Raw genomic sequence first — 24,964 nt, 5'->3', positions numbered from 1 at the left:
AAGTCCAGGTCAGATCGCGCGCGCGGTCAAGCGGCCTCCTCGAGTTTCAACGACGCCATGTCGATGACGTAGCGGAAGCGCACGTCGCCGCTCAGGACCTTCTTGTAGGCGTCGTTGATGTCCTGGATGGCGATGAGCTCGATGTCCGGCCCGATGCCGTGCTCGGCGCAGAAGTCCAGCACCTCCTGGGTTTCGGCGATGCTGCCGATGATCGAGCCCGCGATGCTGGTGCGGTGCATCGCGCGCTGCTGGTTGTTCACCGGCGCCAGCGGCTCGAGCGCGCCCACCACCGCGATCGTCTTGTCGCGCTTGAGCAGCGTCACGAACGGGTTGAGGTCGTGCTTCTCCGGCACCGTACTCAGGATGAAGTCGAAGCTGCCCTTGAGCGCCGTGAATGCCGCCTGGTCGCCTTCCAGCACGGCGGTGGCACCAAGCCGGGCGGCCTCGGACAGCTTCTCCTCGCTGCGGGTGAAGATGGTCACCTCGGCGCCCATGGCGCGGGCCAGCTTGGCGGCCATGTCGCCAAGCCCGCCGAAGCCGATGATGCCGACCTTGTCACCTTGCTTGACGCCCCAGTGCCGCAGCGGCGAGTACGTGGTCACGCCGGCGCACAGGATCGGCGCCGCCACCTCCGGACGCAGGCCGTCCGGGATCGCCAGCACGAAATCCTCCGGCACCACGATCACGTCGGAATAGCCGCCATAGGTGTTGTCGCGGCCGTAGCTGTTCTCGCCGGTCGGCGACATCTTGGCCGGCATCATCGGGCCGTTGTAGGTGGCAAGCCAGCTGTTCGGTCCCTCGCAGTAGTTCTGCTCGCCGGCCTCGCACGGCTCGCAATGGCGGCAGCTGTCGATCATGCAGCCCACGCCGACCATGTCGCCCACCTGGTGACGGGAGACCGAGGCCCCGGCACGCCTGACCCGACCGACGATCTCGTGCCCCGGCATGCAAGGATAGACCGTGTTGCCCCACTCGTTCTTCACCTGGTGGATGTCGGAGTGGCAGACGCCGCAATAGAGGATCTCGATCTCGACCTCGCCCGCCTTCGGATCGTCACGCTCGAAGCTGAGCGGCCTGAGGCGGCTGAAGGAGTGTTTGGCGGCATAGCCGGTTGCCTGGATCATGATGGTGCGCCTCGCTGGATGAGGCGAGGCAACGCCGGCGATCCCGGGAAGATCGAACACGCTCTGGCGATGCCGGCCTACGAGGCGACCCCGAGCAGGCGGCCGCCCAGGATGCGGTTGAGCAGGATCACCAGCCCGACCGCCAGGGCGTGCACCGCGAGGTCGGTGGCGGCGGCGTCGAACGGGTGGAACAGGTTGAGCAGCGTGGCAGCCGCCGAGGCGGAAGCGAGCCCGATCAGCAGCGCGCTCAGGTCCGGCCGCAGCGGGCAGGCACGACGCAGCATCAGCACCAGCAGCGCGGAGAGCGGCAGCGAGAACGAGACGATGAAGACGAGGCAGTGCATGCCGTCGCTCGGCGGCTCGACCATGCTGTCCGGCAGCAGGTCGGTGCGCAGGCAACCCAGTCCGCTGGCGCCGATCCACAGCGCGGCCGCCGGCAGCGGGAGTGCGGCCCACCAGGGCGAGCGCCCGGGAACGCTGCTGATGAAGGCGGCGATCGCAGCCAGGATCGCGCATCCTGCGGCGCCGATGGCGGCGAGGGTCATATCGGGGGTGGCGGTCAGCCGGGCCCACATCCGGTCGAGGTCGGCGAAGCCGGCCAACCCGATCCCCAGCAGGCAGACCACGGCGATCCACAGGCAGGCACGCCGCACCGGGCCGGGCAGCGGCCGCACCGGCGACAGGTCCTGCGCCAGGGCGTCGATCAGGGGATCGTGCAGCCGCGTCTCAGACATCCGGGCCGGTCCCCGAACGGCGCCGCAAGGCCGCCAGTGCCCGATGGAAGTTGACCTTCAACGCCCCCTTGCTGCGGCCGGTGATGCGTGACGCCTCCTCGAGCGACCGCTCCGCCAGGCCGAGTTGCTCGACCGCCTGGCGCTGGCCGGCAGGCAGGCGGTCGATCATCGCCCGCAGGGTCTGCCGCTGCTGCCGCCGCTCGATCAGCGCGACCGCCGGTGGCGCCGGATCCGCCTGCAACTCATAGGCTGGATGGTCGTGCAGTTCGCGCGACTGCTCGCGCCCGCTCCGGCGCAGCACGTCGATCGCCCGGTGCCGGGCAATGGCGCGCATCCAGGGCAGGAACGGACGGGACGGATCGTAGGTCGCCCTGGCCTGGTGCAGCGTCAGCAGCGTCTCTTGCACGGCATCATCGATCAGACTCTGGGCGACCCCTTGCGACCGGGCTACGCCGATGATGAGCGGCACGCATTCATGCAGCAGGCGGCGGTAGGCGTCCGCATCGCCTCCGAGTGCCGCACCCATGCGGTCCGCCAGACCCTGCTCGTCCGGGACCTGGCCAGTCACGCCTGTCGTGCCGCTACACTCATCGGTGAAGCATAGCAGCAGACGGGCCTGAGGCTATTGGTGCGGCGCCATCGTGTTCGGCGCCATGCCGCCACGCGCCATGCCGGGCGGCGGGACGACCGGGGTGGTCCCGTTCGGCATGGTTCCCGGGCTCATTGCATTCGGGGCCATGGAGTTCGGGGCCATGGTGGCCGTCGCGGTGCTTGCGCTCGAGCCGGGCGCCGCCGGCAGCGCGTTCGGCGACGGCTGCATTGCGTTTGGCGAGCTCATCGAGTTGGGCGAGCTCATGGCGTTGCTCTGGGCCCGCGCAGGAGCCGCGGCAACTCCTGCCGTCGCCAGCATCGCCGACGCGATCAACAAAGTCTTCTTCATGACAATCTCCGGGAGGGTGCCCGGTCCATCTACAGTGACCTCAACATTACGTGGCGGTGCGGCCAGGGTTACGATCTCGCGGAAATATGCCTCCGTCGCTACTTCGCGTGGCCGGATCCGGACCTGGGCAGCGGCCCTTCCATGCGCAGGCCGTGCCATGCCAGCAGGCTGTCGCCGATGAAGGCGGCGAGCGCGCCCATCGTGCAGACCAGGGCCACGCCGAACAACAGCACCAGCCAGGAGCCCGCCCCGGCATTGCGCAGGCTGCCAAGGAACAGCACAAGCGCCGCTCCGCACGTAGCCGCGCCGCCTACCGCGCCAAGGCCGATCGACATGTCGAGCATCACCACCCGCTGGTGCAGCCGGCGCGAGTGCCGGAGCAGCATCGCCGGCGCCGCGGCATCCGCCGGATCGGGCCCGGCCCGCAGGCCGTCCTGGTGTTCGGCGATGGCTTCCAGATGATCCGAGACGCGGGCCAGCCGGGTGTTGAACAGGTTCAGCAAGGTGCCGATGCCCGACAGCATGAAGACCGGCGTCAGCGCGACCTGGATGATATGCGCGACGTCGTCGACCGACTGGTTGGCGACCATGGCGGTGAACGGGAATACCATCGGGCGGTAGCCCGGATCAGGCCGGAGCGTGGATCGGCTCGGCGCGCAGCCATAGCGCGTCCTTCAGCGTCGCCACGAAGGCGGCATGCGCCTGAGCCGCCTGGGCGTCGGCTACCAGCAGCCGTGGGCGACGCCCTGCCACCGGCTGGTAGGTCACCGAAGCAAGGCCGCCACCCTCCTCGATGGCCAGCGCCAGGCCGCGCTGCCGGCCACCCATAAGCTCGAGATAGACCTGCGCCAGCAGCCGGCAATCGAGCAGGGCATTGTGGGTGGTGCGCTCGGACAGGTCGATCCCGTAGCGGCGGCACAGGCTGTCGAGGCTGTTCGGCAGGCCGGGGAACCGCTCACGCGCCAGCTCCAGCGTATCCACCATGCGCGCCCGCTCGAGCGGCGGCAGCTCGAGCCGCGCCATCTCGGCGTCGAGGAAGCCGAAATCGAACGGCGCGTTGTGTGCGACCAGTGGATCCTCGCCGACGAAGGCCAGGAATTCGTCGACCACGGCGGCGAACTTCGGCTGTCCGACCAGATGGGCACGGGTATAGCCGTGCACGCGCGAGGCCTCCTCCGGGACGTCGCGCTCCGGGTCGAGCAGCACGTGGTAGTGCCGCCCGGTCGGCAGGTCGTCGATCAGCTCGACGGCCGCGATCTCGATGACGCGGTCGCCGGTGCGGGGATCCAGACCCGTGGTCTCGGTATCGAACAGCACCGCCCGCCTCATGTCGCCCCCTGCGTTGCACCCGACTCGCGCCTGAGCCGCGCCAGCATGCGCCTGATCTGCCGCAGGCTGTGCCAGCGCGACAAGCCGGTCCGTATCACCACGTCGGCACGCCGGCGCTTCTCGGCATCCGGCATCTGCCGGGCGATCAGCGAGCGCGCCTCGCTCTCGCTCATGCCGCGGCGGTTGCTGATGCGGCGGATCTGCGTCGCCGCCGGCGCCGACACCACCACGACCACATCGCAGCCGCGCCAGCCGCCACGCTCGAACAGCAGCGGGATGTCCAGCACCGCGAACCGTGCGCCGCCGGCCCGGGCCTGCGAGCGGGCGCGGGCCAGGAAGCGCCGCTGCGCCGCCCGCACCATCGGGTGCATGATCTGCTCGAGCGCCTTGAACAGCGAGGGATCGGCGATGACGGCGGCGCGCAGCACGGCACGGTCGATGCGGCCGTCCTTCACCGAAGCCGGCACCAGGGCCGCGATCGCCGGCACCGCGGCGCCGCCCGGCGCCTGCAGCCGGTGCACCTCGCGGTCGGCGTCGAACACCGGCAGCCCGGCCCGGCGGAGCGCCTTTGCCGCAGTCGACTTGCCCATGCCGATGCCGCCGGTCAGGCCGATCACCTTCAACCAGCCGGTCTCCCGACACTCTCCGCAAGCAGGGCCGTCACCTCGTCATCGACAACCGGCGTCGTGCCGAACCAGGCCGAGAAGCCGGGCACTGCCTGGTGCAGCAGCATCCCCAGGCCGCCGACGGCCGCCAGGCCGCGTGCGCGCGCTGCCGCCAGCAGCGCCGTCTCGGCCGGCACGTAGACGATGTCTGCCACCACCAGACGGTCGCTCGCGCGCGACAGGTCGGCGGGCAGCGCGGGTTGGCCCGCCATGCCCAGCGAGGTGGTGTTGACCAGCAGGCCAGCCTCGCCGAGCCGGTCCGGCCAGCTCTCCCAGTCGATCACCGCGACGCGGCCCGCCGGTGCCGGCAGACGGGCGGCGAGCGCGTCGCTGCGTGCCCGGGTGCGGTTTGCCACCAGCACCGGCATACCGCGCCCGAGCAGGGCAGCGGCGATCGCCAGTGCCGCGCCGCCGGCGCCGAGCAGCAGCGCCGGACCGGTCGCGGCCGCCATCGCGAGGTCGATCCCGGCGGCCTGCAGACTGGCGAGGAAGCCGGCACCATCGGTGCTGCTCCCGAGACAGCGCCCATCGGCGCCGAACACCAGCGTGTTGACGCTGCCGGTAAGTGTCGCCGCCGCGTCCAGCCCGTCGCACAGCGCTGCCACCGCCTGCTTGTGCGGCACGGTGACGTTGAGGCCGGCAAAGCCCGCCGCCTGCAGGCCGCGTATGGCGGTCTCCAGCCGATCGGGCGGCACCGCCAGCGGCAGGTAGGCGCCGTCGAGACCATGCCGGGCGAGCCAGAAATTATGCAGCAGCGGCGAGCGGGACTGCGCGACCGGGAACCCGACCACGCCGGCGAGGCGTGCCGCGCCGGTGATCATCGACCCGCACTCACGGATTGTCCTGCCGGTAGCGCGCCCAGGCCAGCGGCAGCAGGCGCGCGAACCGGGCCGCCCAGGCCGCCTCGCCCGCCGCGTCGCCGATCAGGTCCTGGCGTATCTCGATCTCGACCTGCGGCAGGCCGCGCCGCTCGCCGTGCACCGGCACCGTGTAGTCGTCCTCGTCCGACAGCTGGTAGGGCTCGTTGTCGCCGACCACCAGGTCGCCCTCGTCGCGCAGCAGGTCGCGCAGGATCAGGGCGAAGCGCGGATCGTGGTTGTGCAGCAGGCCGACATGCCACGGACGCGGCGCGGTGCCCCCCGGCGCCGGGCGATCCGGCCGGCCGAGCTGTGGCGTGAAGCTGTGCAGCGCCACCAGCACGGTGGGCAACCCGAGCATCAGGCGGCGTTCGAGCAGGCCGGCGAGGCACGCGTGATAAGGCGCGAAGATCTCGGCCTCGCGCGCACCGCGTTGCAAGGCCGGCATGTCGCGGTTTGCCGGGATCGCGGTCCCGTCGCTCGCCTGCGGGATCGAGGAAGGATGGCCCGGCCGCCGGTTGCAGTCGATCACCAGGCGTGAGTAGGACTGCGCGACCAGTGGCGCCTCGAGCGCCTCGCTCAGGCGCAGGCCGGTGCCGGCGATGCCGATATCCCAGGCGATATGCCGGCCGAGATCGGCGATGCCGACACCGAGATCGCCGAGTCGGCCGGGGATCGCCCGGCCGGCATGGTCGGAGGCCAGCACGAACGGCGATGGCGAGTTTTCGCGCAGCACCGTGACCGGCGGCGGATCGTCCGCCTGCAGCAGGTACTGTCCGGCAGGGTGGGCCGATTTGGTTTGGCCGTGATCTTGCACCGTGTTCTTATCACTCACCCTGGTCGCATCCGATCATGTCGCCGGTTCCTGCAATGCCGCCAAAAGGACGGCCCCGCGCAGAAGACCCGGCTTCCGCCAGGCCACCCGCTTGCTCCGGCCGCTCTTTCGTTCAAGCCACTCGCTCATCCAGGTCATACGCCGGGACCCTGGCCAAGGCCGTCCCCCGGGAGAAGGATCTTCATGCCGGTTCTGTCTGTCCAGCATGTCACGACCTACCGATACCGCCGACCGGTTGGCTTTGGCGAGCACCGGATGATGTTCCGGCCGCGCGACTGCGTCGACCAGCGGCTGGTGTCCTGGCACGTCGAGATCTCGCCGGAACCGTCGCTGCTGCGCTCGGTGCCGGACGCGTTCGGCAACGTCATCACCCTTGCCGGCTTCAACCGCCGGGGACGCGAGCTGCGCGTCGAGAACCGGCTGGTGGTGGATCATGCCGAGACCCTGCTGGACCCCGCGCAGGTCGCCCCCTACGCCCGCCACTGGCCATTCACCTACGACCTCGACGACATGATCGACCTCGCCCGGGTGATGGAGCGGCACTATCCCGATCCCGAGCACCGGGTCGACGCCTGGGCACGCAGCCTGCTGCCGGAAAGCCGCACCGGCGCCACGCTCGACGTGCTGATGGCGATGACGCGCGCGATCAAGCACGACTTCACCTACTGCGCCCGCTACGAGGAGGGCGTGCAGGACCCCGCCCGCACGCTCGCCCTGCAGGCCGGCACCTGCCGCGACTACGCGGTGCTGATGATGGAGGCGGTGCGGGCGCTGGGCATGGCCTCGCGCTTCGTCACCGGCTACATCTATTCGCCGGCGTCCGAAGGCCGCGTGAACCAGGGCGGCGGTGCCACCCACGCCTGGGTCGAGGTGTTCGTTCCGGGGTGCGGCTGGGTCGATTTCGACCCGACCAACGGCATCGTCGGATCGCGCGACCTGATCCGAGTGGCCAGCGTGCGCGAGCCGCGGCAGGCGGTGCCGCTCGCCGGGACCTGGACCGGGTTTCCTGCCGACAGCCTCGGGATGACGGTCTCGGTCCATGTCGGCCGGGTGGACCCCGGACGCGAAGACGGCGGCAGCCAGGACGGCACGGTGGTGCAGTTGCGCGACCGCGACGGCTCTGCGCCGATGCTCGCCACCGCCGGCCGCGATCCGCTCGATCGCCGCCGGGACAACAGCTACGCCGCACCTTTCTGAAAGAAGCGAGAACGACCCATGCTCATCCGCGCCGGATTCGACATTGCCTTCAACGCACCGGTTCCGACGCCCCTGCTGCTCATGCTCAACCTGCATCCGAGCCGCCATGCCGACCTGCGCACGCCGCACAGCCTGATGTTCGACCCGCCGGTGCCGGCAACCGACTACACCGACGGTTTCGGCAACATCTGCACGCGGGTGGTGGCGCCGCCGGGCCTGCTCCGCATCACCAACCAGTTCACCATCTACGATAGCGGCGAGCCCGACCCGACCGCGCCCGAAGCGCAGCAGGTGGCGGTCGAGGAGCTGCCATCCGATGTGCTGGTCTACCTGCTCGGCAGCCGCTACTGCGAGACCGACCGGCTCTCCGACACCGCCTGGTCGCTGTTCGGCCAGATCGCGCCCGGCTGGGCCCGCGTCAAGGCGATCCTCGACTACACCCACGAGCGCATCACCTTCGGCTACGAGTACGCCCGCTCCACCCGCACCGCGCACGAGGCGTTCATGGAGCGCCAGGGCGTGTGCCGCGACTACGCCCATCTCGCCGTCACCCTGTGCCGCTGCATGAACATCCCGGCGCGCTACTGCACCGGCTACCTGGGAGACATCGGCGTGCCGCTGGACGAGAACCCGATGGATTTCTCCGCCTGGTTCGACGTCTATCTCGGCGGACGCTGGATCACCTGCGACGCGCGCCACAACAAGCCACGAATCGGCCGCCTGCTGATGGCGCGCGGCCGCGACGCCACCGACGTCGCCATCTCGACGGCGTTCGGCAGCGCCTGGCTCGCGGGCTTCGAGGTGATCACCTACGAGCAGACCGGCGATGTCGCGGGTGCCGACGCCCCGATCAGTGGGACCGCCGGCGCCTGACCCCGATGTCAGCCGGATTGCAACCGCGTTCCGGCTGGTGGCAGAGCGACGATGCGCTCGCCAGGGTGCTCTGCGACCTGATCGCCGCCGAGGGAAGGCGGCTCAGGGTCTCGCTGCGGCTGCCGCCCGGTCCCTGGCCGCGCGAGACCGCCATGGAAACGCTCGGCTTCGACAGCCTGGACCGCATCGCGCTCGCAGCCGCGGTGTCCGCCCTGCTGCACATGCACGAGAGCGGCCTGGTCGACAGCATGCAGTCGGCGCCCGGGTTCGGGGCCTGGTGCGACGCAGCCCGCGCCGCGTTGGACCGCGTCCACGCGCGACTGAGCTTCAGCACCTCCGGCAGCACCGGTGCGCCACGCTCCTGCACCCACGCCCTGGCCGACCTCGAGGCGGAGAGCGACGAGCATGCCGCCCTTCTCGGGGCGACACCGGGGACCCGCATCGCCCGCATCCTGTCGGCGGTGCCGGCCCACCACATCTACGGCTTCCTGTTCACCGTCCTGCTGCCGTCCCGCCTCGACGTGCCGGTACTGGACATCCGGCCGCTCTCGCCGGGTGCCGTTGCCGCCTGCTGCCGTCCCGGTGACCTGATCGTCGCCTATCCCGAACTCTGGAGCGCAATCGCCCGCGGCGCGCCAGCGGGCTGGCCACCCCGCGTGACCGGCGTGACCTCGACCGCACCCTGCCCCGCCGGGACCGCCCGGGCACTGACCGCGGCCGGGCTGCACCGGCTGCTGGAGATCCATGGCGCGTCGGAGACCGCCGGCCTCGGCTGGCGCGACGATCCGGCGGCGCCGTACAGCCTGTTCGCGCACTGGCGCCGGCTGTCCGACGATCGCCTGGGCCGCCCCGGATCGGACACCGCCACCGCCATGCCTGACCGCGTCGACTGGTGTGGCCCGCGCGCCTATCGCGTCCGTGCCAGGCACGACGGCGCGGTGCAGGTCGGCGGCGTCAATGTCTGGCCTGATCGCGTGCGCGACCTGCTGTGCCGGCATCCCGACGTGGCTGCGGCCACGGTCCGGTTGATGAACGAGGTCGAGGGCCGCCGCCTGAAGGCCTTCGTCGTGCCGGCGGCGCATGTCACCGACCTCGCAGCCCTGCGCGATGCCCTGGAGGCGCTGGCGGCAACCCTGTCGTCCGCCGATCAGCCACGTGCGTGGCGGTTCGGGCCGGTGCTTCCGTCCACCACCATGGGCAAGGCCGCCGACTGGACCATCGACGACCCGGAAACGGCCCCGGTCAGGTCTCCCAGCGGCTGAACATCCAGTAGCCGCCATCCGACGCCGGCAGCACGCGAACGGTCACCTCCCGCTCACCCTCCGGAAAATCGTAGACATAGTTGAATTCGATATCGAGGTGGCCGCGTGCATGCGCCGCATCGACCCGGCCGCGGAAGCCCGGTGTGTCGAGGCAGGGCGCAACCTCGGTGAAGAAGTTGCGGCCGACGCGGGCGCGATCGCCGGAACGCGATTCCTGCCGCTCAGTCGCGCTGTACGATGTCACGGTGCCGGAAGCATCGAGCCGCACCGCGCCGAACGGCAACGCATCGATCTCTCCCTGGGTCATCGCCTCGACGGCAGCGACCACATTCGGCATGTCGAAACGTGCCGGCTCACGATCATGTCCCATGCGGTGTCCAGTCCTACTCGCCAAGCTCGGTCGGCATGCCGTCCACGACCACCATCGCAACGAGCCGGTCGACGATCACGCCGTCGTCGCTGAACGGCAGCAGCAGCCGCTCGAACACCACTGGCCGGCCCTCGCCGAGATCGAAGCGGGCATATTCGTAGCTCGGCCGGCACAGACGGACACAGCGCCGGTAGGCCGCCTCGCGCGAGCCGAGCGCCTCGTCGCCGGTCACCGCGACATCCATGCCCTCCAGCGTCTTCAGCGAGAGCCTGGCGAACTGGGCCGGCATCTTCTCGACCTTGAAGGTCATCGGAAGCTGCGTGAGGTCTACCTTCAGCAGGACCAGCGTACGCGCGGTATCGCCGGTGGCGACGTCGAACGCGGCGAAGCCCGGCAGCCGGTTGCCGGCGCAGGCGGCGCGCCAGTGCCGGAACAGCGGCCTGAGCGCATCCGAGCGCAGCCGGCGGTCGAGACGGTCGAGCCCCTCCTGGTCGAGCCGCTGCAGGCCGAGCCCCTCCTTGTTTAGACTGGCCAATGGCCGGCGCCGCCCGAGCACGTCGAGCATGCGGTCGGCCAGCTGGGCGGGGGCAAACGGCTTCTCGATCACGGTCTCGCTGGCAAGCCTGGCCCGGTCGGCATGACCGGTCATGAACAGCACCGGCAGCGACGGTCGGGAGCGGCGGATGATCTCCGCAAGGCTGCGTCCATCCATGCCGGGCATGATCACGTCCACGATCGCCGCGTCGAACGGCGGCCCGGCTTCGGCCAGCTGCACCGCCGCGTCGCCATCGGCGGCCTCGATCACCACGTAGCCGAGATCGGCAAGCTGGGCGGCGAGAACACCGCGCACCGCGTCGTCGTCTTCGACCAGCAGCAGCCGCGCGCCGCCATGCAGCCGCTGGTCCGGCGCCACGCGATCATCAGGCTTCATCGCCACGCCCTCCGCCTCGCCCGCTGCGCTGGGCAGGTGCAGCATGATCCTCGTCCCGGTGCCGACCTGGCCGGCGATGCGCAGCGCACCGCCGGACTGGCGCAGGAAGCCGTGCACCATGGCGAGCCCGAGGCCGGTCCCCTTGCCGGCGCCCTTGGTCGTGAAGAACGGCTCCGTCACCCGCTGCAGCACGTCCGGCGGGATGCCGGGGCCATCGTCGGCGAGCTCGATGGTGACCGCGTCGCAATCCTGCAGCTCCGCCGGGCGCAGCACCTGATCGACCGGGCAGCGGGCAGCCGTGATCGCGAGCCTGCCGCTGCCCTGCATGGCGTCGTTCGCATTCACCACGAGATTGATCAGCGCGGTCTCCAGCTGCACCGGATCGACGCGCACCGACGGCAGGTCGGCGGCGCAGGCGATGGTCAGCACCACCCCCTCGCCGACCGAACGGCGCAGCAGCGGCTCGACCTCCTCGAACAGCATGCACAACCTGATGGTGCGCGGTTCGAGCACCTGCTGGTGCGCGAACATCAGCATCTGCCTGACAAGGGCGGCACCGCGCCAGGCCGCCTTGACGCCATGTGCGGTGATCTCGCGTATGCGCGGATCGTCGCAGCGGCGCTCGATCACCGAGAACGCACCGGAGATCGCCGCGATCACGTTGTTGAAGTCGTGCGAGATGCCGGCCGTGAGCTGGCCCAGCGCCTCGAGCTTCTGGCTGTTCACCAGCGCCGCCTGCACCCGCTCGCGCCGCTCCATCTCGATCAGCAGCTTCGCGTTCAACCGGCGCAGCTCGTCGGTACTGTCGGCGATCCGGCGCTCAAGCTCCCGGCGTCCGGCAGCCAGCGCCTCACGCGCCTCGATCACCCCCTGCAGATCGGTACAGGTGCCGATCCAGCGCACGATTTTGCCGGGCCCGGACGGTCCAAACTCGTCGTCCTCCCGGATCGGCAACGCACGGCCGAGCACCCACCGATAGGCGCCGCCGTGATGGCGCAGCCGGTACTCGATCTCGAACGTCGCGCCGGTGAGCAGGCAGTCGCGCCAGTGCGCCCAGGCCCTTGCCTGGTCGTCCGGATGGAACATGCCGTTCCAGCCGGCGCCCTCGGTGGCGCCGTCGCGCATGCCGGTGAACTCGTACCAGCGCCGGTTGTAGAAATCATGGCTGCCGTCCGGTCGCGCCGACCAGACCATCTGCGGAATCGCATCGATGATCGAGCGGAAGCGCGCACCGCTGGCCGCTGCGGCCGCCTCCGCGCGTGCCTGGCCGGCTGCCGCCCAGGTGCGCTCGCAGACTTCCTCGACCAGCTGGTGTTCTGCCCGCGTCCAGGTCCGCTGGTCGCAATGGTGCACGAACAGCACCGCCAGCAGCCGTCCCTGCTTGACCAGGGGGACATCGAGAAGCGCGCGCACGCCGATACGGTCGAAGGCCGCCGCCACCTCGGGCGCATTGGTCCGGCCGTCCGCGCGCACGTCGGCGATCGCCAGCGTCGCACCGCGCTTGAGATCGGCGATGATGCGCGGCCCGTAATCGTCGAGGCGCAGGGTGCCGGCGACGCTGGCGAGGCGGCCATCGTTCCAGTCGCGGTCGATCACCGCATGCATCTGTGCGGCGTCGATCTCGCTGTAGCCGACCTGGGCCACACGAAGATGGCGGCCCAGCATCTCGGCGGCGGTCGCCATCACCGCGACCGGGTCGCCGAGCGGACGCAGCCGGTCGGCCAGGGCGAGCAGGAAGCTCCTGCGCTCGTCCGCTTCCGCGAGCATCACCGCCTGCCGGCGCTGCTCGGTGATGTCCTCGATGATGGCCAGTGCGAAGTCGGGCTCGCCGGCGGCGTCACGCACCAGCGTCACCGTGAGGGCGGCCCAGACAGTCTGCCCGGCCTTGTGCCGGTAGCGCTTCTCGGTGCGGAAATGCGCCAGCCGGCCTTCCGCCATCCGGGCCAGCGATCCGGGGTCGTACTGCACCGGCTCCGAGATCGCAGTGCAGGCCAGCGCCATCAGCTCGTCGCGGCCGTAGCCGAGCATGGCGCAGAGCGTGTCGTTCACCTCGATCCAGCGCGCGGTGTGCAGGTCGATGCGCGCCATGCCGATCGCCGCCGCCTCGAAGGCGGACCGCAGGCGCTGTTCGCTCCGACGCAGGTGCTGTTCGGCGCGCTTCGCCTCCGTGAGGTCCCTGCCCTCCGGGATCAACTCGACGACGCGGCCGTCGTCGGCGCGGACCGGCGTAATGGAGAAATCGATGACCGCGATCCGACCGTCGGCCGAGCGCACCCGGGCCTCGTAGTGGATGAAGCTGCCCGCGGCAGCGCTGGCGACGGCGTCGCGCAACCGGTCGCGCTCCGCCTGGCCGACATCCCACCAGGGCGTGTCCCAGAACTTGCGTCCGATCACCTCGCTGCCCTGTAAACCCCCGAACGCGAGCGCCGCGTCGTTGACTTCGAGCAGCGTGCCGTCGAGGCAGAGCAGGCCTGCGAAGTTGAACATCGAGTGGAAGATGGTGCGGAACCGCGCCTCGCTGGCCGACAGCGCCGCCGCCACCTGTGCATGCTGCACGCGGCTGTTGGTCTGGGCCTGCTTGCTGTCGTCGATGTCGCTGCAGTTGCCGACCCACCGGACGATGCGGCCTTGCTCGCGCACCGCCGCGCCACGTACCAGGAACCAGCGATGATCGCCGTCGGCGGAGCGGAAGCGGTATTCGCTTTCATAGGGCTCGGCGGTCGCAACCGAGACTGACCAATTCTGCATGGTGCGGACGCGATCGTCCGGATGCACGACGTCGAGCCAGCGATCGCCGAGCAGCGCCGGGGCACCCTGGCCGGTGAAATCCTGGAAGCGCCGGTTGGTATAGAGGCAGCGGCCGGCTGCGTCGGTCACGAAGATCAGGGTCGGCAGCGTCTCGGCGAGAGCGTGGAAGTCCAGTTCGCCGGACCATGAAGCATCGTCGGAGCGGTATGCGCCTCGCGCCATCCTTACCTGCCCCAACCTCTGGATCTGCCGAACCGTTAATTCGGTCGCATTCATTGATTAGAGCCGGCACTCGACCATCCTGGCCGGCGTGGCGTGTATCGATCCGTGCATCCGCACCGTCTTCCGGCGCTGCGGAAGCAAAGCCACTAACGCATTGCGATAGCAACGCCCATCGCACTGTGCCTGGATTTTACTATGGATTTAACGTTCAACCGTGACCGCGGCATGGTCGGGGCCGGCGCCTTGCCGCCCTACTATGGACGACCATATTCGCGCTATGGCCAGAAGCTCGAACAGAGAGAAGATCCTGACGGAAGGCCTGCGCCTGATGCACCAGCGCGGCTTCGCCAGCGCCAGCGTGCGCGACATAGTGCAGGCCGCCGGCGTCCCGCAAGGCTCCTTCACCAACCACTTCGCGTCCAAGGAAGCCTTCGGACTCGAGGTCATCGACCTCTACTGCCACGGTATCCGCACCTTCAACGACGAGACGCTGAACAATGCGGGGCTGCCGCCGGACCGGCGGCTGCGCAACTGGGTCGCGGGCGCGGCCGGTGGCTCCTGCGACGGCTGCCTGCTGGGCAACTTCGCGGCCGGCGGCTGCGAGCAGAGCGAGCCTATCCGCCAGCGGGTGGCGTCGGCGTTCGCGGAGACCCGCACTGCCCTCGCCGCCTGCCTGCATGCCGCCGGCCAGGCCGGCATGCTGCGGCCCGGCCTCGACCACGACGACGTCGCCGGCTTCCTGCTCGCCTCCATCCAGGGCGCCAGCCTGCTGGCGCGGGTCACGCAGGATCCGGCACCGCTGCGCGGGATCGACCGCCTGCTGCTGGCCACCATCCTGACGTCCCCCGCTCCGGCGAACGACCACTTGCTGCATTAATACGGACGTCCATATTGGGGCTCGGGCGGCCGATCCCCGGCCGCCGGCAAGGAATGCATCCCATGAGCAGCCAGGTTGTCCTGATCACCGGGGCACTGACCGGCATCGGTCGCGCCACCGCCTTCGCCTACGCGCACGAAAAGGCGCAGATCGTCGTCTCCGGACGCAGGCGGGAGGCCGGCCTGGCGCTGGCCGCCGAGCTGCGCGATCTGGGCGTGGAGGCGGAGTTCATCCAGGCCGATGTGCGCCACGAGGACGACGTGCGGGCGCTGGTCGACCAGACCGTCGCACGATTCGAACGTCTCGACGTCGCCGTGAACAATGCAGGCACCGAGGGCACGGGCGGCCCGATCACCGGGCAGACGGTCGAGAATTACACGGCGATCTTCGACACCAACGTCCTTGGCGTGCTGCTCAGCCTGAAGCACCAGCTGCGCGTCATGCTGCCGCGGGGCCACGGCAACATCGTCAACGTCTCCTCGGTCGCGGGATCGGTCGGGTTTCCGAACGCCTCGGTCTATGTCGCCAGCAAGCACGCCGTCGAGGGGCTGACCCGCAGCGCCGCGCTGGAAGCCGCGAAATCGGGCGTGCGCGTGAATGCGATCGCGCCGGGGCCGATCGTCACCGACATGCTGAACCGCTTCACCGGCGGCAGCGAGGACGGCAAGACCTTCATGACCTCGCTGGTCCCGACGGGCAGGTTGGGCAATGTCGAGGAAGTCGCGCAGGCCATCCTGTTCCTCGCCTCGGACAAGGCGCCGTTCATCACCGGACAGAGCCTGGCCATCGATGGCGGCATGCTGGCCGGCTGATCCGCTCCCATCCCGCTCAAGAGCCGTCGCGCGCGCCGCATGAGGCGCGCACCATCAGGCGCGGCGGCAGCTGTAGGGTGCAGGCGGTGACCGTCGGATCGGCGATCACCGCCTCCATCAGGCAAAGCGCATGGCAGCCAATCTCCTCCACCGGCTGCGCGACCAGGGTCAGGCGCGGATCGAAGCAGTCGGCCCACTCGAAATCGTCGAAGCCGGCCACGGCAAGCTGTTCCGGCACTGCCAGGCCGGCATCCCGCACCGCCTGCATCAGCCCGATCATAGACCGGTTGTTGCCGGCGATCACCGCCGTCGGGCGGGTGCGCGACGAGAGCAGCCGCCTCGCGGCGGCGCGCGCAGCGGGCAAGTCGGCGCTGGCCGGCTCGGCGATGTCCGAGGATGCCCCCGCCAGTCGCCGGAACGCCGCGACACGCTCCGTCGTGGTGGCGACCCCGGGCTGGCCTGCGACCATGCCGAGACGACCATGGCCGAGACCGCGCAGGTGCTCGACCAGCAGCCGGATCCCCGCCTCGTTGTCGACACCGACCTGGCTGAAGCCGCCCGCCTCGCCCGCGCTCGGACTGACCAACCGGTCCACCAGGACCGTCGGTACCCGCGCCGCGGCGAGATAATCCAGCGAACGCCAGGGCGCCTGAACTCCCGCTGGAGCCAGCAGGATACCGTCCACCTGGCGCTGGTGCAGGGATCGCACGACATCGAGTTCCTGCGACGGGTCCTCGCCGGTGTCGGCCAGGAACACCGTCAAGGCGCGTTCGCTGCAGGCGCGCACGATCGACTGCACCATTTCGACGAAATACGGGTTCGCCACCGCCGACAGGGCGACCCCGAGCGTGTGGGTGCGTGCGCCGCTGCGAGCGAGCGAGCGGGCCAGCGTGTTGGGTACGTACCCCGTTGCGGCGATCGCAGCCAGCACGGCGGTGCGGGTGCGCGACTGCACCACCCGCGTGCCGTTGACCACGTGCGAGACCGTGGAGACCGCGACCCCGGCATGCCGGGCCACGTCCATCATCGTGGTCACCGCACGCATCCTTTGCTGCGAAGCCGGCTCCGATGGTCCGCCTTCGTCTTGCAATCCGGGCCGGTCAGAACGCGAAGCTGTCGACATTCTCCGGCGTCGCCACCTTCGGTGGACCTAGTAGGACGATGGTGTCCGTGCCGACGGTGTACTGGCCGAGATGGCCGGCGGTGAAGGTCGCGCCGGGCTCCGCCTTGAACTTGCACCGCGCCAAACCCTGCGCCGCGTAGTACGAAAGGTAGCCGAGGTCCGGCACGCTCCACCACACGTCCTGCACGGAGCCGTTGCGGATGTATTTCCGCAGCAGGCTGACCGGGCCCAGGCCGGACAGCTTGATCTTGCCGAGCAGTCCGGCCTGGTCGAGCGCCCGGGCTGCGGCGGGCAGGCCGATGCCGGCGGGAACGATGATGCCCTTGAGCTGCGGGAACGCCTGCACCAGCGCCAGCGTCTGCTGCTGGTTGATCTGCTCGCTCTCCTGGCCGTAGGCGACCTGCACCAGCTTCATCTTCGCGAACTTCGGATCGGTCGCGATGGTGTGCTTCATGTTCGCGATCCACTTGTTCTGGTTGGTCGCGGTCGGCGTGGAGGACAGGATGGCGAACTCGCCCTCATAACCGATGGCGCGGCCGAGGCTCTCGAGCATGCCCTCGCCAAGCAATTCCGACTTCGCCTGATTGACGAACAGAGAGCGGGCCTTGGGCGCCACGTCGGAATCGTAGGCGATCACCCAGATGTTCTGCGCCTCTGCGCGACGCAACGCGGGGGCCACCGCATTGGCGTCGTTGCCGGAGATGGCGATCACGTCGACGCCCTGGGTGACCATGTTGTTGATGAAGGCGATCTGCGCCTCGGCGGTCGCCTCGGACGGTGCCTGCAGCAGGATCTTGCCGCCGATCTCCTTCTGGGCCTGCTGCGCGCCGGTGTTGGCGGACTGGAAGAACGGATCGGTGTCGAGCTTGGGGATATAGCCGACGGTGACCGGCCCCTTGCGGCACTCGGCGGCGACGGCCGGCGACGAAACCGCAGCTGCGGTGGCCAGGGCCGCTGCCGCGACCCCGCCGAGGATCATGGTCCGGAACGGGAGCTTGAACATGAGATGGTGGTTTCCTCGACCTTGTTGATCATGGTTACAGGGTTAGGCGATGCCCCCGGTCAGGGCGGCGCCGGGACCGCGGGACTGCGCTGCCGGTCCCGGGTGGCTCTGAGCCGCGACTGTGCAACGCCGCTGAGCAGCAGCGACAGGATGAGCAGCAGCCCTATGGATATGCCCTGGGCGTCGCCACCGACGCCCTCGAGGCCGAGCACGTCGCGCAGCAGCGCCACCAGGATCACCGCCCAGATCACCCCGGACAGCGCGCCGCGGCCGCCGAACACGTTGATGCCGCCGAGCAGCGCCATGGTGATGATCTCGAGCTCGAAGCCCTGGGCATTGTTGGCCCGTGCATTCGACAGCCGCGCGGTGAACACGATGCCGGCCAGGGCACAGATCACCCCCGACAGCACGAACAGCCCGAGCTTGAGGCGATTGCTGTCGATGCCGGAATAGCGCGCCACCTCCGGGCTTCCGCCGACGGCATAGATGCGCCGGCCGGTCGCGGTCAGGTGCAGAACCACCGCAAAGACCGGCGCCAGCAACAGGAACGGCAGGATGGTCTGTGGCAGCACGCTTGTGATGAGCGGATCGATGCCGAAGTTGGTGAGTGCATCGGGCAGTTCGTTGACCGAGTCCGCGCCGAGGAGCACGTAGCCGAGGCCGCGGAACAGCCCCATGGTGCCGAGCGTCACCAGCAGGGACGCGAGGCCGAGGCGGGTCACCAGCCAGCCATTCAGCGCGCCGCAGGCGGCGCCGGCGAGCAGCACCACCGGGATCGCAGCCACCAGCGGCCAGCCGGCCTGCAGCAGAGCGCCGAGGATGCAGCTGGTCAGCGCCAGGATGCTGGCGACCGAGAGGTCGATCTCGCGCACGATCATCAGCAGCGCCATCGGCAGCACGATCAGGGCCTTTTCCGACACCACCGCAATCGCCTGCGACAGGTTGAAGGCCGTCGCGAAACGCGGCACCAGCATCGCGGCAAGCGCCAGCGCCAGCACCGTCACCGCGCCGAGGCAGCTATCCCAGGTCGCCAGCCGGCGCAGGCCCGCGGACGGTGGGCGTGTGCCGGCCGGACGCGATACGGGGGCGTTCACGAGGCCGCTCCCGCGCTGGCCGTGTTGGGTCCGGATGTTGGCCCGCGCGCGATGCGTCCGGTCTGCGACCTCGTCGCGCGGCGCGACACGAAGGCGTCGAGCGCGATCGCCATGACGATGACCAGGCCATAGACCCCGGACAACCAGAGCGGATTGACCCGCACCAGGGTCAGTCCGTTCTGGATCGCCAGCAGCAACAGCGCGCCGAGCACGACCCCGGTCACGGTCCCGACGCCCCCGCGTATGGCGGTGCCGCCGACCACCACCGCGGCCACGACGGTCAGTTCGTAGCCGGTGGCGACGCGCGCATCGACCACCGCATAGCGCGACGCCCACAGCGCCCCATCCAGCCCGGCCAGCATGCCGGAGGCGGCGAAGGCGAGCAGCACCAGCCGCTCGCGCCGGATGCCGATCAGCCGCGCGCCGTCAGGATTGGAGCCTACCGCGAACAGCTCGCGGCCCGGCTCGGTGAGCCGCAGGCCGGTGCCAAGCAGCGTCATCACCACCGCCGCCAGCAACAGGATCACCGGCACGCCGAACAGATGGCCGCCGGTCATGTCCAGCCAGGATTGCGGCACCTGCTCGGAGCTGATCTGGCGACCGCCGGCGATCATGGAGTTGAGGCCGCGATACAGCGACAGCGTGCCGAGCGTGACCACGATGGACGGCACCCGGCCGAACGCCACCACCAGCCCGTTGCCGATGCCGCACAGCGTGCCCACGGCGCAGGCGACCAGCACGCCGCCGACGACGCCAAGACCAGGCGCCAGGCGGAGCACGTCTGCGGCGATGTATGCCGACAGGCCGATGGTGGACGCCACCGAAAGGTCGATGTTGCGGGTGATCATCACCAGCATCATGCCGGCGGAGACGATCATCAGCAGCGCGAGATCCATCGCCACTGCATCGATATTGGCCAGCGACAGCAGGCGCGGATTGATGATTGCGGCCGGGATCACCACAGCCGCCACCGCGGCGAGCAGCCCGAGCTCGCGACGCAGCAGCCAGTGCCGCTTCGATGCCGGCGGCCGCACCTGAGGATCGGCACGGGCGGCCTCGATCGCACCGGTTGCCTCGATGTCGGCCTCGACCGCAGCCGGCGACTCGTGGCCGGCATCGGTGGCGGCGAGCAGTACCGCCTCCTGGGTCGCCTGCGCGCGCGGCATGATGGCGCTCAGGTGGCCTTCGCGGAACACCGCGATGTCGTGGCACATGCCGAGGAGCTCGGGCATGTCCGACGAGATCAGGATGATCGCCATGCCGTGCCGGGCCAGGTCGGCGATGATGGCATGGACCTCGCCCTTGGCGTTGATGTCGATACCCTGGGTCGGCTCGTCCAGGATCAGCACGCGCGGGTTGGTCGCCAGCCACTTGGCCAGCACCACCTTCTGCTGGTTGCCGCCCGACAGCGTGCTCACCGCCTGGTCGTAGCTGCTGAAGCGCAGCCGCATGCGGTCGAGCGGCCGCTCCACCAGGGCCAGTGCGCGGCCGCGATTGACCATCCCGCCACGCGTCGCCTCGCGCAGCACCGACAGCGAGGCATTGTCGAGGATGGAGAAATCCATCACCAGGCTCTGGCCGAGCCGGTCCTCGGACACATAGGCGATACCGGCCCGCATCGCCTCGCCGGAGCTGCGGAACGACACCTCGTTGCCATCCAGGACGATGCGCCCGACGCTTGCCCGGTCGATGCCGAACAGCGCGCGCGCCACCTCGGTACGACCGCTGCCGACCAGGCCGCCGAAGCCCAGCACCTGGCCGCCGCGCAGGCTGAACGACACATGCGAGAAGGCGCCCTGCCGCGACAATCCCTCCACACGCAGGATCTCCGCACCGGCCGGCGGATCGAGCGGCGGGTAAAGGTCCTGCATCTCGCGCCCGACCATCAGCCGCACGGCGGCGGCGGGGGTGAGCGCGTGCGCCGCGGCCTCGCCAACCTGGCGGCCGTCGCGCAGGACCACCACGCGGTCGGCGACGCGATACACCTCCTCCATGCGATGGCCCACGAACATCATCGCGACGCCGCGACGACGGAGGTCATCCACCACCGCGAACAGCTTCTCCACCTCGCCACGCGACAGCGAGGCGGTCGGCTCGTCCATGATCAGCACCTGCGCATCGACGGCGAGCGCACGGGCGATCTCGACCAGTTGCTGCTCGGACGAGCGCAGCAGGCCCAGCGTCCGGTCGGGCGGGCAGTGGAGACCGACGGTGCGCAGCAGCCGCACCGCCTCGCTATCGATGCGGGATCGATCCAGCAGGTGCAGCGACGAACGCGGCATGTGGCCGATGGCGATGTTCTCCGCGACCGACAGATCGGGAAACAATCCAGGATGCTGGTGCATGATGGCGATGCCGCGTGCCAGCGCGTCCTGCGGCGAACGCAGCACGATGTCCTCGCCGTTGAGGCGCACGCTGCCCTCGTCGGGGCGATGCACGCCGGCGAACATCTTCACGCAGGTGCTTTTGCCGGCGCCGTTCTCGCCCAGCAGGGCGACGACCTCGCCGGGTCGCAGCGCAAAGCTCGCATGCGCCAGCGCCACCACGCCGCCGAACACCTTGCGCACGTTGACCAGTTCGAGGGCGGCGCGGCTCTGCGGGGCTTTCGCCGCAGCTTCGGCGGCATGATCGGTCATGGCCGACATGTTCCCTCCAGGATCCACGTCCCGGCCCTTGAACAGACCATCGGCGGATCATCCCGAGGGAAGCCTGTGCTTATCGACGCCTTTGCGCAAGCGCTTGCCTTGGTTCCGGCGTGCGCATCTGGCGCGGTGCCTTCAGCCCGGCACGGCGGCGATCACCCGGGCCACCTCGTCGTCTGTCAGGTCCGGATGGATCGGCAGCGCGAGGATCCGGGTGGCCAGATCCTCCGACACCGGCAGCGCCGTGCCGTCGTGCTGGTCGCGGTAGGCCGGCTGGTGGTGCAGCGGGCGCGGATAGTAGATGGCGCTCGGCACGCCGGCCGCGCGCAGCGCCTCCTGGGTGGCGGTGCGCGCGGCCGCGTCCGGCAGCAGCACCGAATACACCGCCCAGGCACTGGAGCTGTCACGGACACGCACCGGAATGGCAAGCCTGTCGGCCAGGCCTGCATCGTACGCCTGCGCGATCGCCTCGCGCCGGGCGAGCTCCTCGTCGAAGACATCGAGCTTGGCCAGCAGTATCGCGGCCTGCAGCGTATCCAGCCGCCCGTTCATGCCGATGCGCAGCACCTCGTAACGGGTCTCGCCCTCGCCGTGCGTGCGCAACGACCGGTACAGCTTCGCGCGCGCCGGATCGTCGGTGAGCAGCGCGCCGCCATCGCCGTAGCCGCCAAGCGGCTTGGACGGGAAAAAGCTGATCGCGGTGGCGTCGGCCTCGCGGCCCAGCTTGCGGCCGTCCAGGCTGGCGCCGAAGCTCTGCGCGCAATCGTCGAGCAGGAACATCGCCTCCGCCTGCGCGATACCGCGCAGCTCCACCCAGGGTGCCGGCTGCCCGAACAGGTCGACCCCGACGATGGCCGCCGGCCGCAACCTCCCGGCGCGCCGCACGGCCTCGATCCGGTGGCGCAGCGATACGCAGTCGATCTGGAAGCTCCGCGGATCGACATCGACGAACACCGGGGTCGCCCCCAGCAGCAACGGCACCTCTGCGGTCGCGGTGTAGGTGAAGGCGGGCAGGAACACGGCATCTCCCGGTCCGATGCGCTCGGCCATCATCGCGATCTGCAGGGCATCGGTGCCGGAACTGACGCTGACGCATTCGGCGGCCCCGCAATACTCCGCCAGCCGCTGCTCGAGCGCCGCCACCTCCGGACCCAGCACGAACTGGCAATGCGCCAGCACCGCCTCCAGGCGCGCGCGCAGGCCGGTGCCGATGCGGGCCTGCTGCGCCTTGAGATCGAGGAAGGCGATCGGCGTCATCAGGCGGTCCTCTCGGCATGGATCAGCGGCACCGGCGGGTACGGGCTCGCCGGCGGCGCACCGTCCCGGTTGTGCGCGAACTCCGGGACCAGCGCGTGCAGCAGGCGGATCGCGACCGCGGGATCGCCGCCGCGGCAGGCCGTCTCGATGGCATCGATGGCATTGCCGACCGCCAGCAGGTCGGCGGTGCGCGGCGTGGCCATCAGCAGCCCGGGATGGCTGGTCGGCACCGGGGGCTCGTGGCCGTGGAACAGCTCCTCGACCAGCTTCTCGCCCGGACGCAGGCCGGTGTAGCGGATCGCCACGTCCTCGTCCGGCCGCAGCCCGGCAAGCCGGATCATCTGCCGCGCCAGATCGACGATCTTCACCAGCCGGCCCATGTCGAGCACGAAGATGCCGCCGTCGCGCAGGCGGGACGCAGTGCTGTCGCTCAGGCCGGCTGCGATCCCGGATCGTGCCGTGCCCAGCACGCTGGCCTGCAGCACCAGCCCGACCGCCTCCGGCACCGTCATGAAGTAGCGCTGCATGTCCGGGTGCGTCACCGTCAGCGGACCGCCACGCTCGAGCTGGCGCCGGAACAGCGGCACCACCGAGCCGTTGCTGCCGAGCACGTTGCCGAACCGGACCGTCACGCAGCGCATCGGGCCAGGCGCGTCACCTTCGGGCTCGCTCTGCCGCGCCCGGATATCGAGCGCCTGGCAGTACATCTCGGCAGCACGCTTGGAGGCGCCCATCAGGCTGCTGGGATTGACCGCCTTGTCGGTCGAGATCAGCACCATCGCCCGGGCTCCCGCCCGCGCGGCGGCGTCGGCGACCTGCCTGGTGCCGACGATGTTGGTCAGCAGCCCCTCGCCCGGATTCAGCTCGACCATCGGCACATGCTTCAGCGCCGCCGCATGGAAGACCAGTTCCGGCCGGTACGCCTGGAACACGCGTTCGATGCGCCCGGCGTCGCGGGTATCGGCGATCACCGCGGCGCGCCGAACGTGCGGCACCGTCTCGCCGAGCTCGAGGTCGATCTGCCAGAGCGCGAATTCGCCGTGGTCGACCAGGACCAGCAATTCGGGATCCAGCGAGGCGACCTGGCGCGCGAGCTCGGAACCGATGCTGCCGCCGGCGCCGGTCACCAGCACGCGCCGGCCGCGCACCAGCCCGGCCATGCCGTCGCGATCCAGCGGCACCTGCGGCCGGTTCAGCAGCTCCTCGATCGCCACCGGCCGCAGCTCGACCCGCGCCGCCGGGGCCAGCGTGGTCGGGTTGGGCGCCCGGCGTACCGCGATGCCGCGCGCATCCGCCGCCTCGATCAGGGCCGCGAGGTTCTCGCCGCGAAAATCCGGCTCGGTCACCACCAGCGCGCGCGGCGCGCGGCCGGCGGCGGCCAGGCGGTCCAGCACCGCGCCGGCATCGCGTACGGTGCCGAGGATGCCGTGGCCGCGTATGCGCCTGCCGGCCTGGTGGGTGCCGAGCGCCAGCAGGCCGAGGATGCGGAGGGACGAGGAGCGGTCACGGCCGATGGCGCGCAGGAACAGGTCGGCCGGCTCGTCGGCGCCGACCAGCAGCACCGGCTGCACCTCCTCGGCCGACAGCCGCACCCGCTTGGATTGCGACAGCCGGTAGACGATGCGCAGGCCACCCAGCATGAGCAGGAGCACCATGGCGTGGATCACCGGGAAGGTGACGCTCGGCAGCGGGTAGCCGGTGACGTGGAACAGCAGGGCGAACAGGGCGGCGCTCAGCACCGATCCACCGGCGATGCCGAGCAGGTCGGCGATGCCGGAGAAGCGCCAGTACTGCTGCGGCATGCGGAACGGTGCGCCGCCGACCAGCAGGGTGATGGCGCCGCTGGCGAGGAACCAGAGCGGATGGATCAGGCCGCCCTTCGGATCCGCGAGGTAGCGCGCGATCGGCGCCGCCGCCGCCGCGAACGCGCCGTCGAGTGCCATGTTGACGAGGATCCGGTTCGCCGCGCGCATGCGGGCCGACCGGCGGGTGCGCGCTGGATCCGGAGGCACCTGGGTTCCGTCGGGGCGTTGCGAGGCCATCACCGCCGCCGTATAGCCCAGCCGGTC

The 24,964-nt window shown here is 70.1% G+C and carries 22 protein-coding genes; 5 read left to right on the top strand and 17 right to left on the bottom strand.

What is annotated here, in order from left to right; genetic code table 11:
• Window positions 1-26: 26 nt before the first annotated feature.
• The 9 genes from FE263_RS08960 to FE263_RS08920 all read right to left on the bottom strand — a co-directional run bounded on the left by FE263_RS08960 (window position 27) and on the right by FE263_RS08920 (window position 6,418).
• Window positions 27-1,124, bottom strand: coding sequence for an NAD(P)-dependent alcohol dehydrogenase (locus tag FE263_RS08960; RefSeq protein WP_138325579.1), 1,098 nt, complete (start codon window positions 1,122-1,124; stop codon window positions 27-29).
• Between the two features lie 77 nt (window positions 1,125-1,201).
• Window positions 1,202-1,858, bottom strand: a complete 657-nt coding sequence (locus FE263_RS08955) for an NrsF family protein (RefSeq protein ID WP_138325578.1) — start codon at window positions 1,856-1,858, stop codon at window positions 1,202-1,204.
• Window positions 1,851-2,426: a sigma-70 family RNA polymerase sigma factor gene (locus FE263_RS08950; protein ID WP_205880314.1), complete on the bottom strand. Its 576-nt coding sequence runs from the start codon at window positions 2,424-2,426 to the stop codon at window positions 1,851-1,853. Before FE263_RS08950 ends, FE263_RS08955 begins: the two co-directional genes overlap by 8 nt.
• Window positions 2,427-2,480: 54 nt before the next feature.
• Entirely contained in the window at window positions 2,481-2,798 is a 318-nt protein-coding gene (locus tag FE263_RS08945) for a hypothetical protein (RefSeq protein ID WP_138325577.1), read from the bottom strand.
• Window positions 2,799-2,896: 98 nt separating this feature from the next.
• Entirely contained in the window at window positions 2,897-3,409 is a 513-nt protein-coding gene (locus FE263_RS08940; protein ID WP_138325576.1) for a DUF2721 domain-containing protein, read from the bottom strand.
• 16 nt (window positions 3,410-3,425) lie between these two features.
• Window positions 3,426-4,127, bottom strand: a complete 702-nt coding sequence (gene dnaQ / locus FE263_RS08935; RefSeq protein WP_138325575.1) for a DNA polymerase III subunit epsilon — start codon at window positions 4,125-4,127, stop codon at window positions 3,426-3,428.
• Entirely contained in the window at window positions 4,124-4,750 is a 627-nt protein-coding gene (gene coaE, locus FE263_RS08930) for a dephospho-CoA kinase (RefSeq protein WP_138325574.1), read from the bottom strand. The genes dnaQ and coaE overlap by 4 nt, the downstream gene beginning before the upstream one ends.
• On the bottom strand, window positions 4,747-5,613 hold the full coding sequence (locus FE263_RS08925) for a shikimate dehydrogenase (protein WP_138325573.1): 867 nt from the start codon (window positions 5,611-5,613) through the stop codon (window positions 4,747-4,749). The genes coaE and FE263_RS08925 overlap by 4 nt, the downstream gene beginning before the upstream one ends.
• A gap of 10 nt (window positions 5,614-5,623) precedes the next feature.
• Window positions 5,624-6,418 carry an N-formylglutamate amidohydrolase gene (locus FE263_RS08920; RefSeq protein ID WP_138325736.1) on the bottom strand — a complete coding sequence of 265 codons (795 nt, stop codon included), beginning with the start codon at window positions 6,416-6,418 and terminating at the stop codon, window positions 5,624-5,626.
• A gap of 249 nt (window positions 6,419-6,667) precedes the next feature.
• On the opposite strand from FE263_RS08920, the gene FE263_RS08915 reads away from it, so the two are divergent.
• The 3 genes from FE263_RS08915 to FE263_RS08905 are packed head-to-tail and all read left to right on the top strand — an operon-like array spanning window position 6,668 to window position 9,816.
• On the top strand, window positions 6,668-7,681 hold the full coding sequence (locus tag FE263_RS08915; RefSeq protein WP_138325572.1) for a transglutaminase family protein: 1,014 nt from the start codon (window positions 6,668-6,670) through the stop codon (window positions 7,679-7,681).
• Window positions 7,682-7,699: 18 nt separating this feature from the next.
• On the top strand, window positions 7,700-8,554 hold the full coding sequence (locus tag FE263_RS08910) for a transglutaminase-like domain-containing protein (protein WP_138325571.1): 855 nt from the start codon (window positions 7,700-7,702) through the stop codon (window positions 8,552-8,554).
• A gap of 17 nt (window positions 8,555-8,571) precedes the next feature.
• The gene (locus FE263_RS08905) at window positions 8,572-9,816 is read left to right on the top strand and encodes an AMP-binding enzyme (protein WP_205880313.1); all 1,245 of its coding nucleotides are present in this window, start codon (window positions 8,572-8,574) and stop codon (window positions 9,814-9,816) included.
• Here the strand turns inward: FE263_RS08905 and FE263_RS08900 are convergent.
• Together FE263_RS08900 and FE263_RS08895 are read right to left on the bottom strand one after the other, a co-directional pair.
• Window positions 9,797-10,186: a PAS domain-containing protein gene (locus FE263_RS08900; protein ID WP_138325569.1), complete on the bottom strand. Its 390-nt coding sequence runs from the start codon at window positions 10,184-10,186 to the stop codon at window positions 9,797-9,799. The two genes, FE263_RS08905 and FE263_RS08900, sit on opposite strands and share 20 nt — an antisense overlap.
• Window positions 10,187-10,199: 13 nt before the next feature.
• Entirely contained in the window at window positions 10,200-14,087 is a 3,888-nt protein-coding gene (locus FE263_RS08895) for a PAS domain S-box protein (RefSeq protein ID WP_171034010.1), read from the bottom strand.
• A gap of 277 nt (window positions 14,088-14,364) precedes the next feature.
• Here FE263_RS08895 and FE263_RS08890 point away from each other — a divergent pair, with 277 nt between their 5' ends.
• Both FE263_RS08890 and FE263_RS08885 read left to right on the top strand, forming a co-directional pair.
• Complete coding sequence (locus FE263_RS08890; protein ID WP_171034009.1) at window positions 14,365-14,964, top strand: TetR/AcrR family transcriptional regulator; 600 nt, start codon at window positions 14,365-14,367, stop codon at window positions 14,962-14,964.
• 62 nt (window positions 14,965-15,026) lie between these two features.
• Entirely contained in the window at window positions 15,027-15,776 is a 750-nt protein-coding gene (locus tag FE263_RS08885) for a glucose 1-dehydrogenase (protein WP_138325566.1), read from the top strand.
• 16 nt (window positions 15,777-15,792) lie between these two features.
• Here FE263_RS08885 and FE263_RS08880 read toward each other — a convergent pair whose 3' ends face one another.
• The 6 genes from FE263_RS08880 to FE263_RS08855 all read right to left on the bottom strand — a co-directional run bounded on the left by FE263_RS08880 (window position 15,793) and on the right by FE263_RS08855 (window position 24,937).
• Entirely contained in the window at window positions 15,793-16,803 is a 1,011-nt protein-coding gene (locus FE263_RS08880) for a LacI family DNA-binding transcriptional regulator (protein ID WP_138325735.1), read from the bottom strand.
• Between the two features lie 73 nt (window positions 16,804-16,876).
• Window positions 16,877-17,902, bottom strand: coding sequence for a rhamnose ABC transporter substrate-binding protein (locus FE263_RS08875; protein WP_205880312.1), 1,026 nt, complete (start codon window positions 17,900-17,902; stop codon window positions 16,877-16,879).
• Window positions 17,903-17,961: 59 nt separating this feature from the next.
• Complete coding sequence (locus FE263_RS08870; protein ID WP_205880311.1) at window positions 17,962-18,996, bottom strand: ABC transporter permease; 1,035 nt, start codon at window positions 18,994-18,996, stop codon at window positions 17,962-17,964.
• The gene (locus tag FE263_RS08865; RefSeq protein WP_138325565.1) at window positions 18,993-21,632 is read right to left on the bottom strand and encodes an ATP-binding cassette domain-containing protein; all 2,640 of its coding nucleotides are present in this window, start codon (window positions 21,630-21,632) and stop codon (window positions 18,993-18,995) included. Before FE263_RS08865 ends, FE263_RS08870 begins: the two co-directional genes overlap by 4 nt.
• Before the next feature lie 141 nt (window positions 21,633-21,773).
• Window positions 21,774-22,895: a DegT/DnrJ/EryC1/StrS family aminotransferase gene (locus FE263_RS08860; RefSeq protein WP_138325564.1), complete on the bottom strand. Its 1,122-nt coding sequence runs from the start codon at window positions 22,893-22,895 to the stop codon at window positions 21,774-21,776.
• Window positions 22,895-24,937: a polysaccharide biosynthesis protein gene (locus FE263_RS08855; protein ID WP_138325563.1), complete on the bottom strand. Its 2,043-nt coding sequence runs from the start codon at window positions 24,935-24,937 to the stop codon at window positions 22,895-22,897. The genes FE263_RS08860 and FE263_RS08855 overlap by 1 nt, the downstream gene beginning before the upstream one ends.
• Between the last annotated feature and the right edge of the window lie 27 nt (window positions 24,938-24,964).

This window comes from Lichenicoccus roseus (genome assembly GCF_005844085.1).
Taxonomy (GTDB): Bacteria; Pseudomonadota; Alphaproteobacteria; order Acetobacterales; family Acetobacteraceae; genus Lichenicoccus; species Lichenicoccus roseus.
Note: the sequence above shows the minus strand (reverse complement) of the source record. Positions and strands in the feature narration are given on the sequence as shown.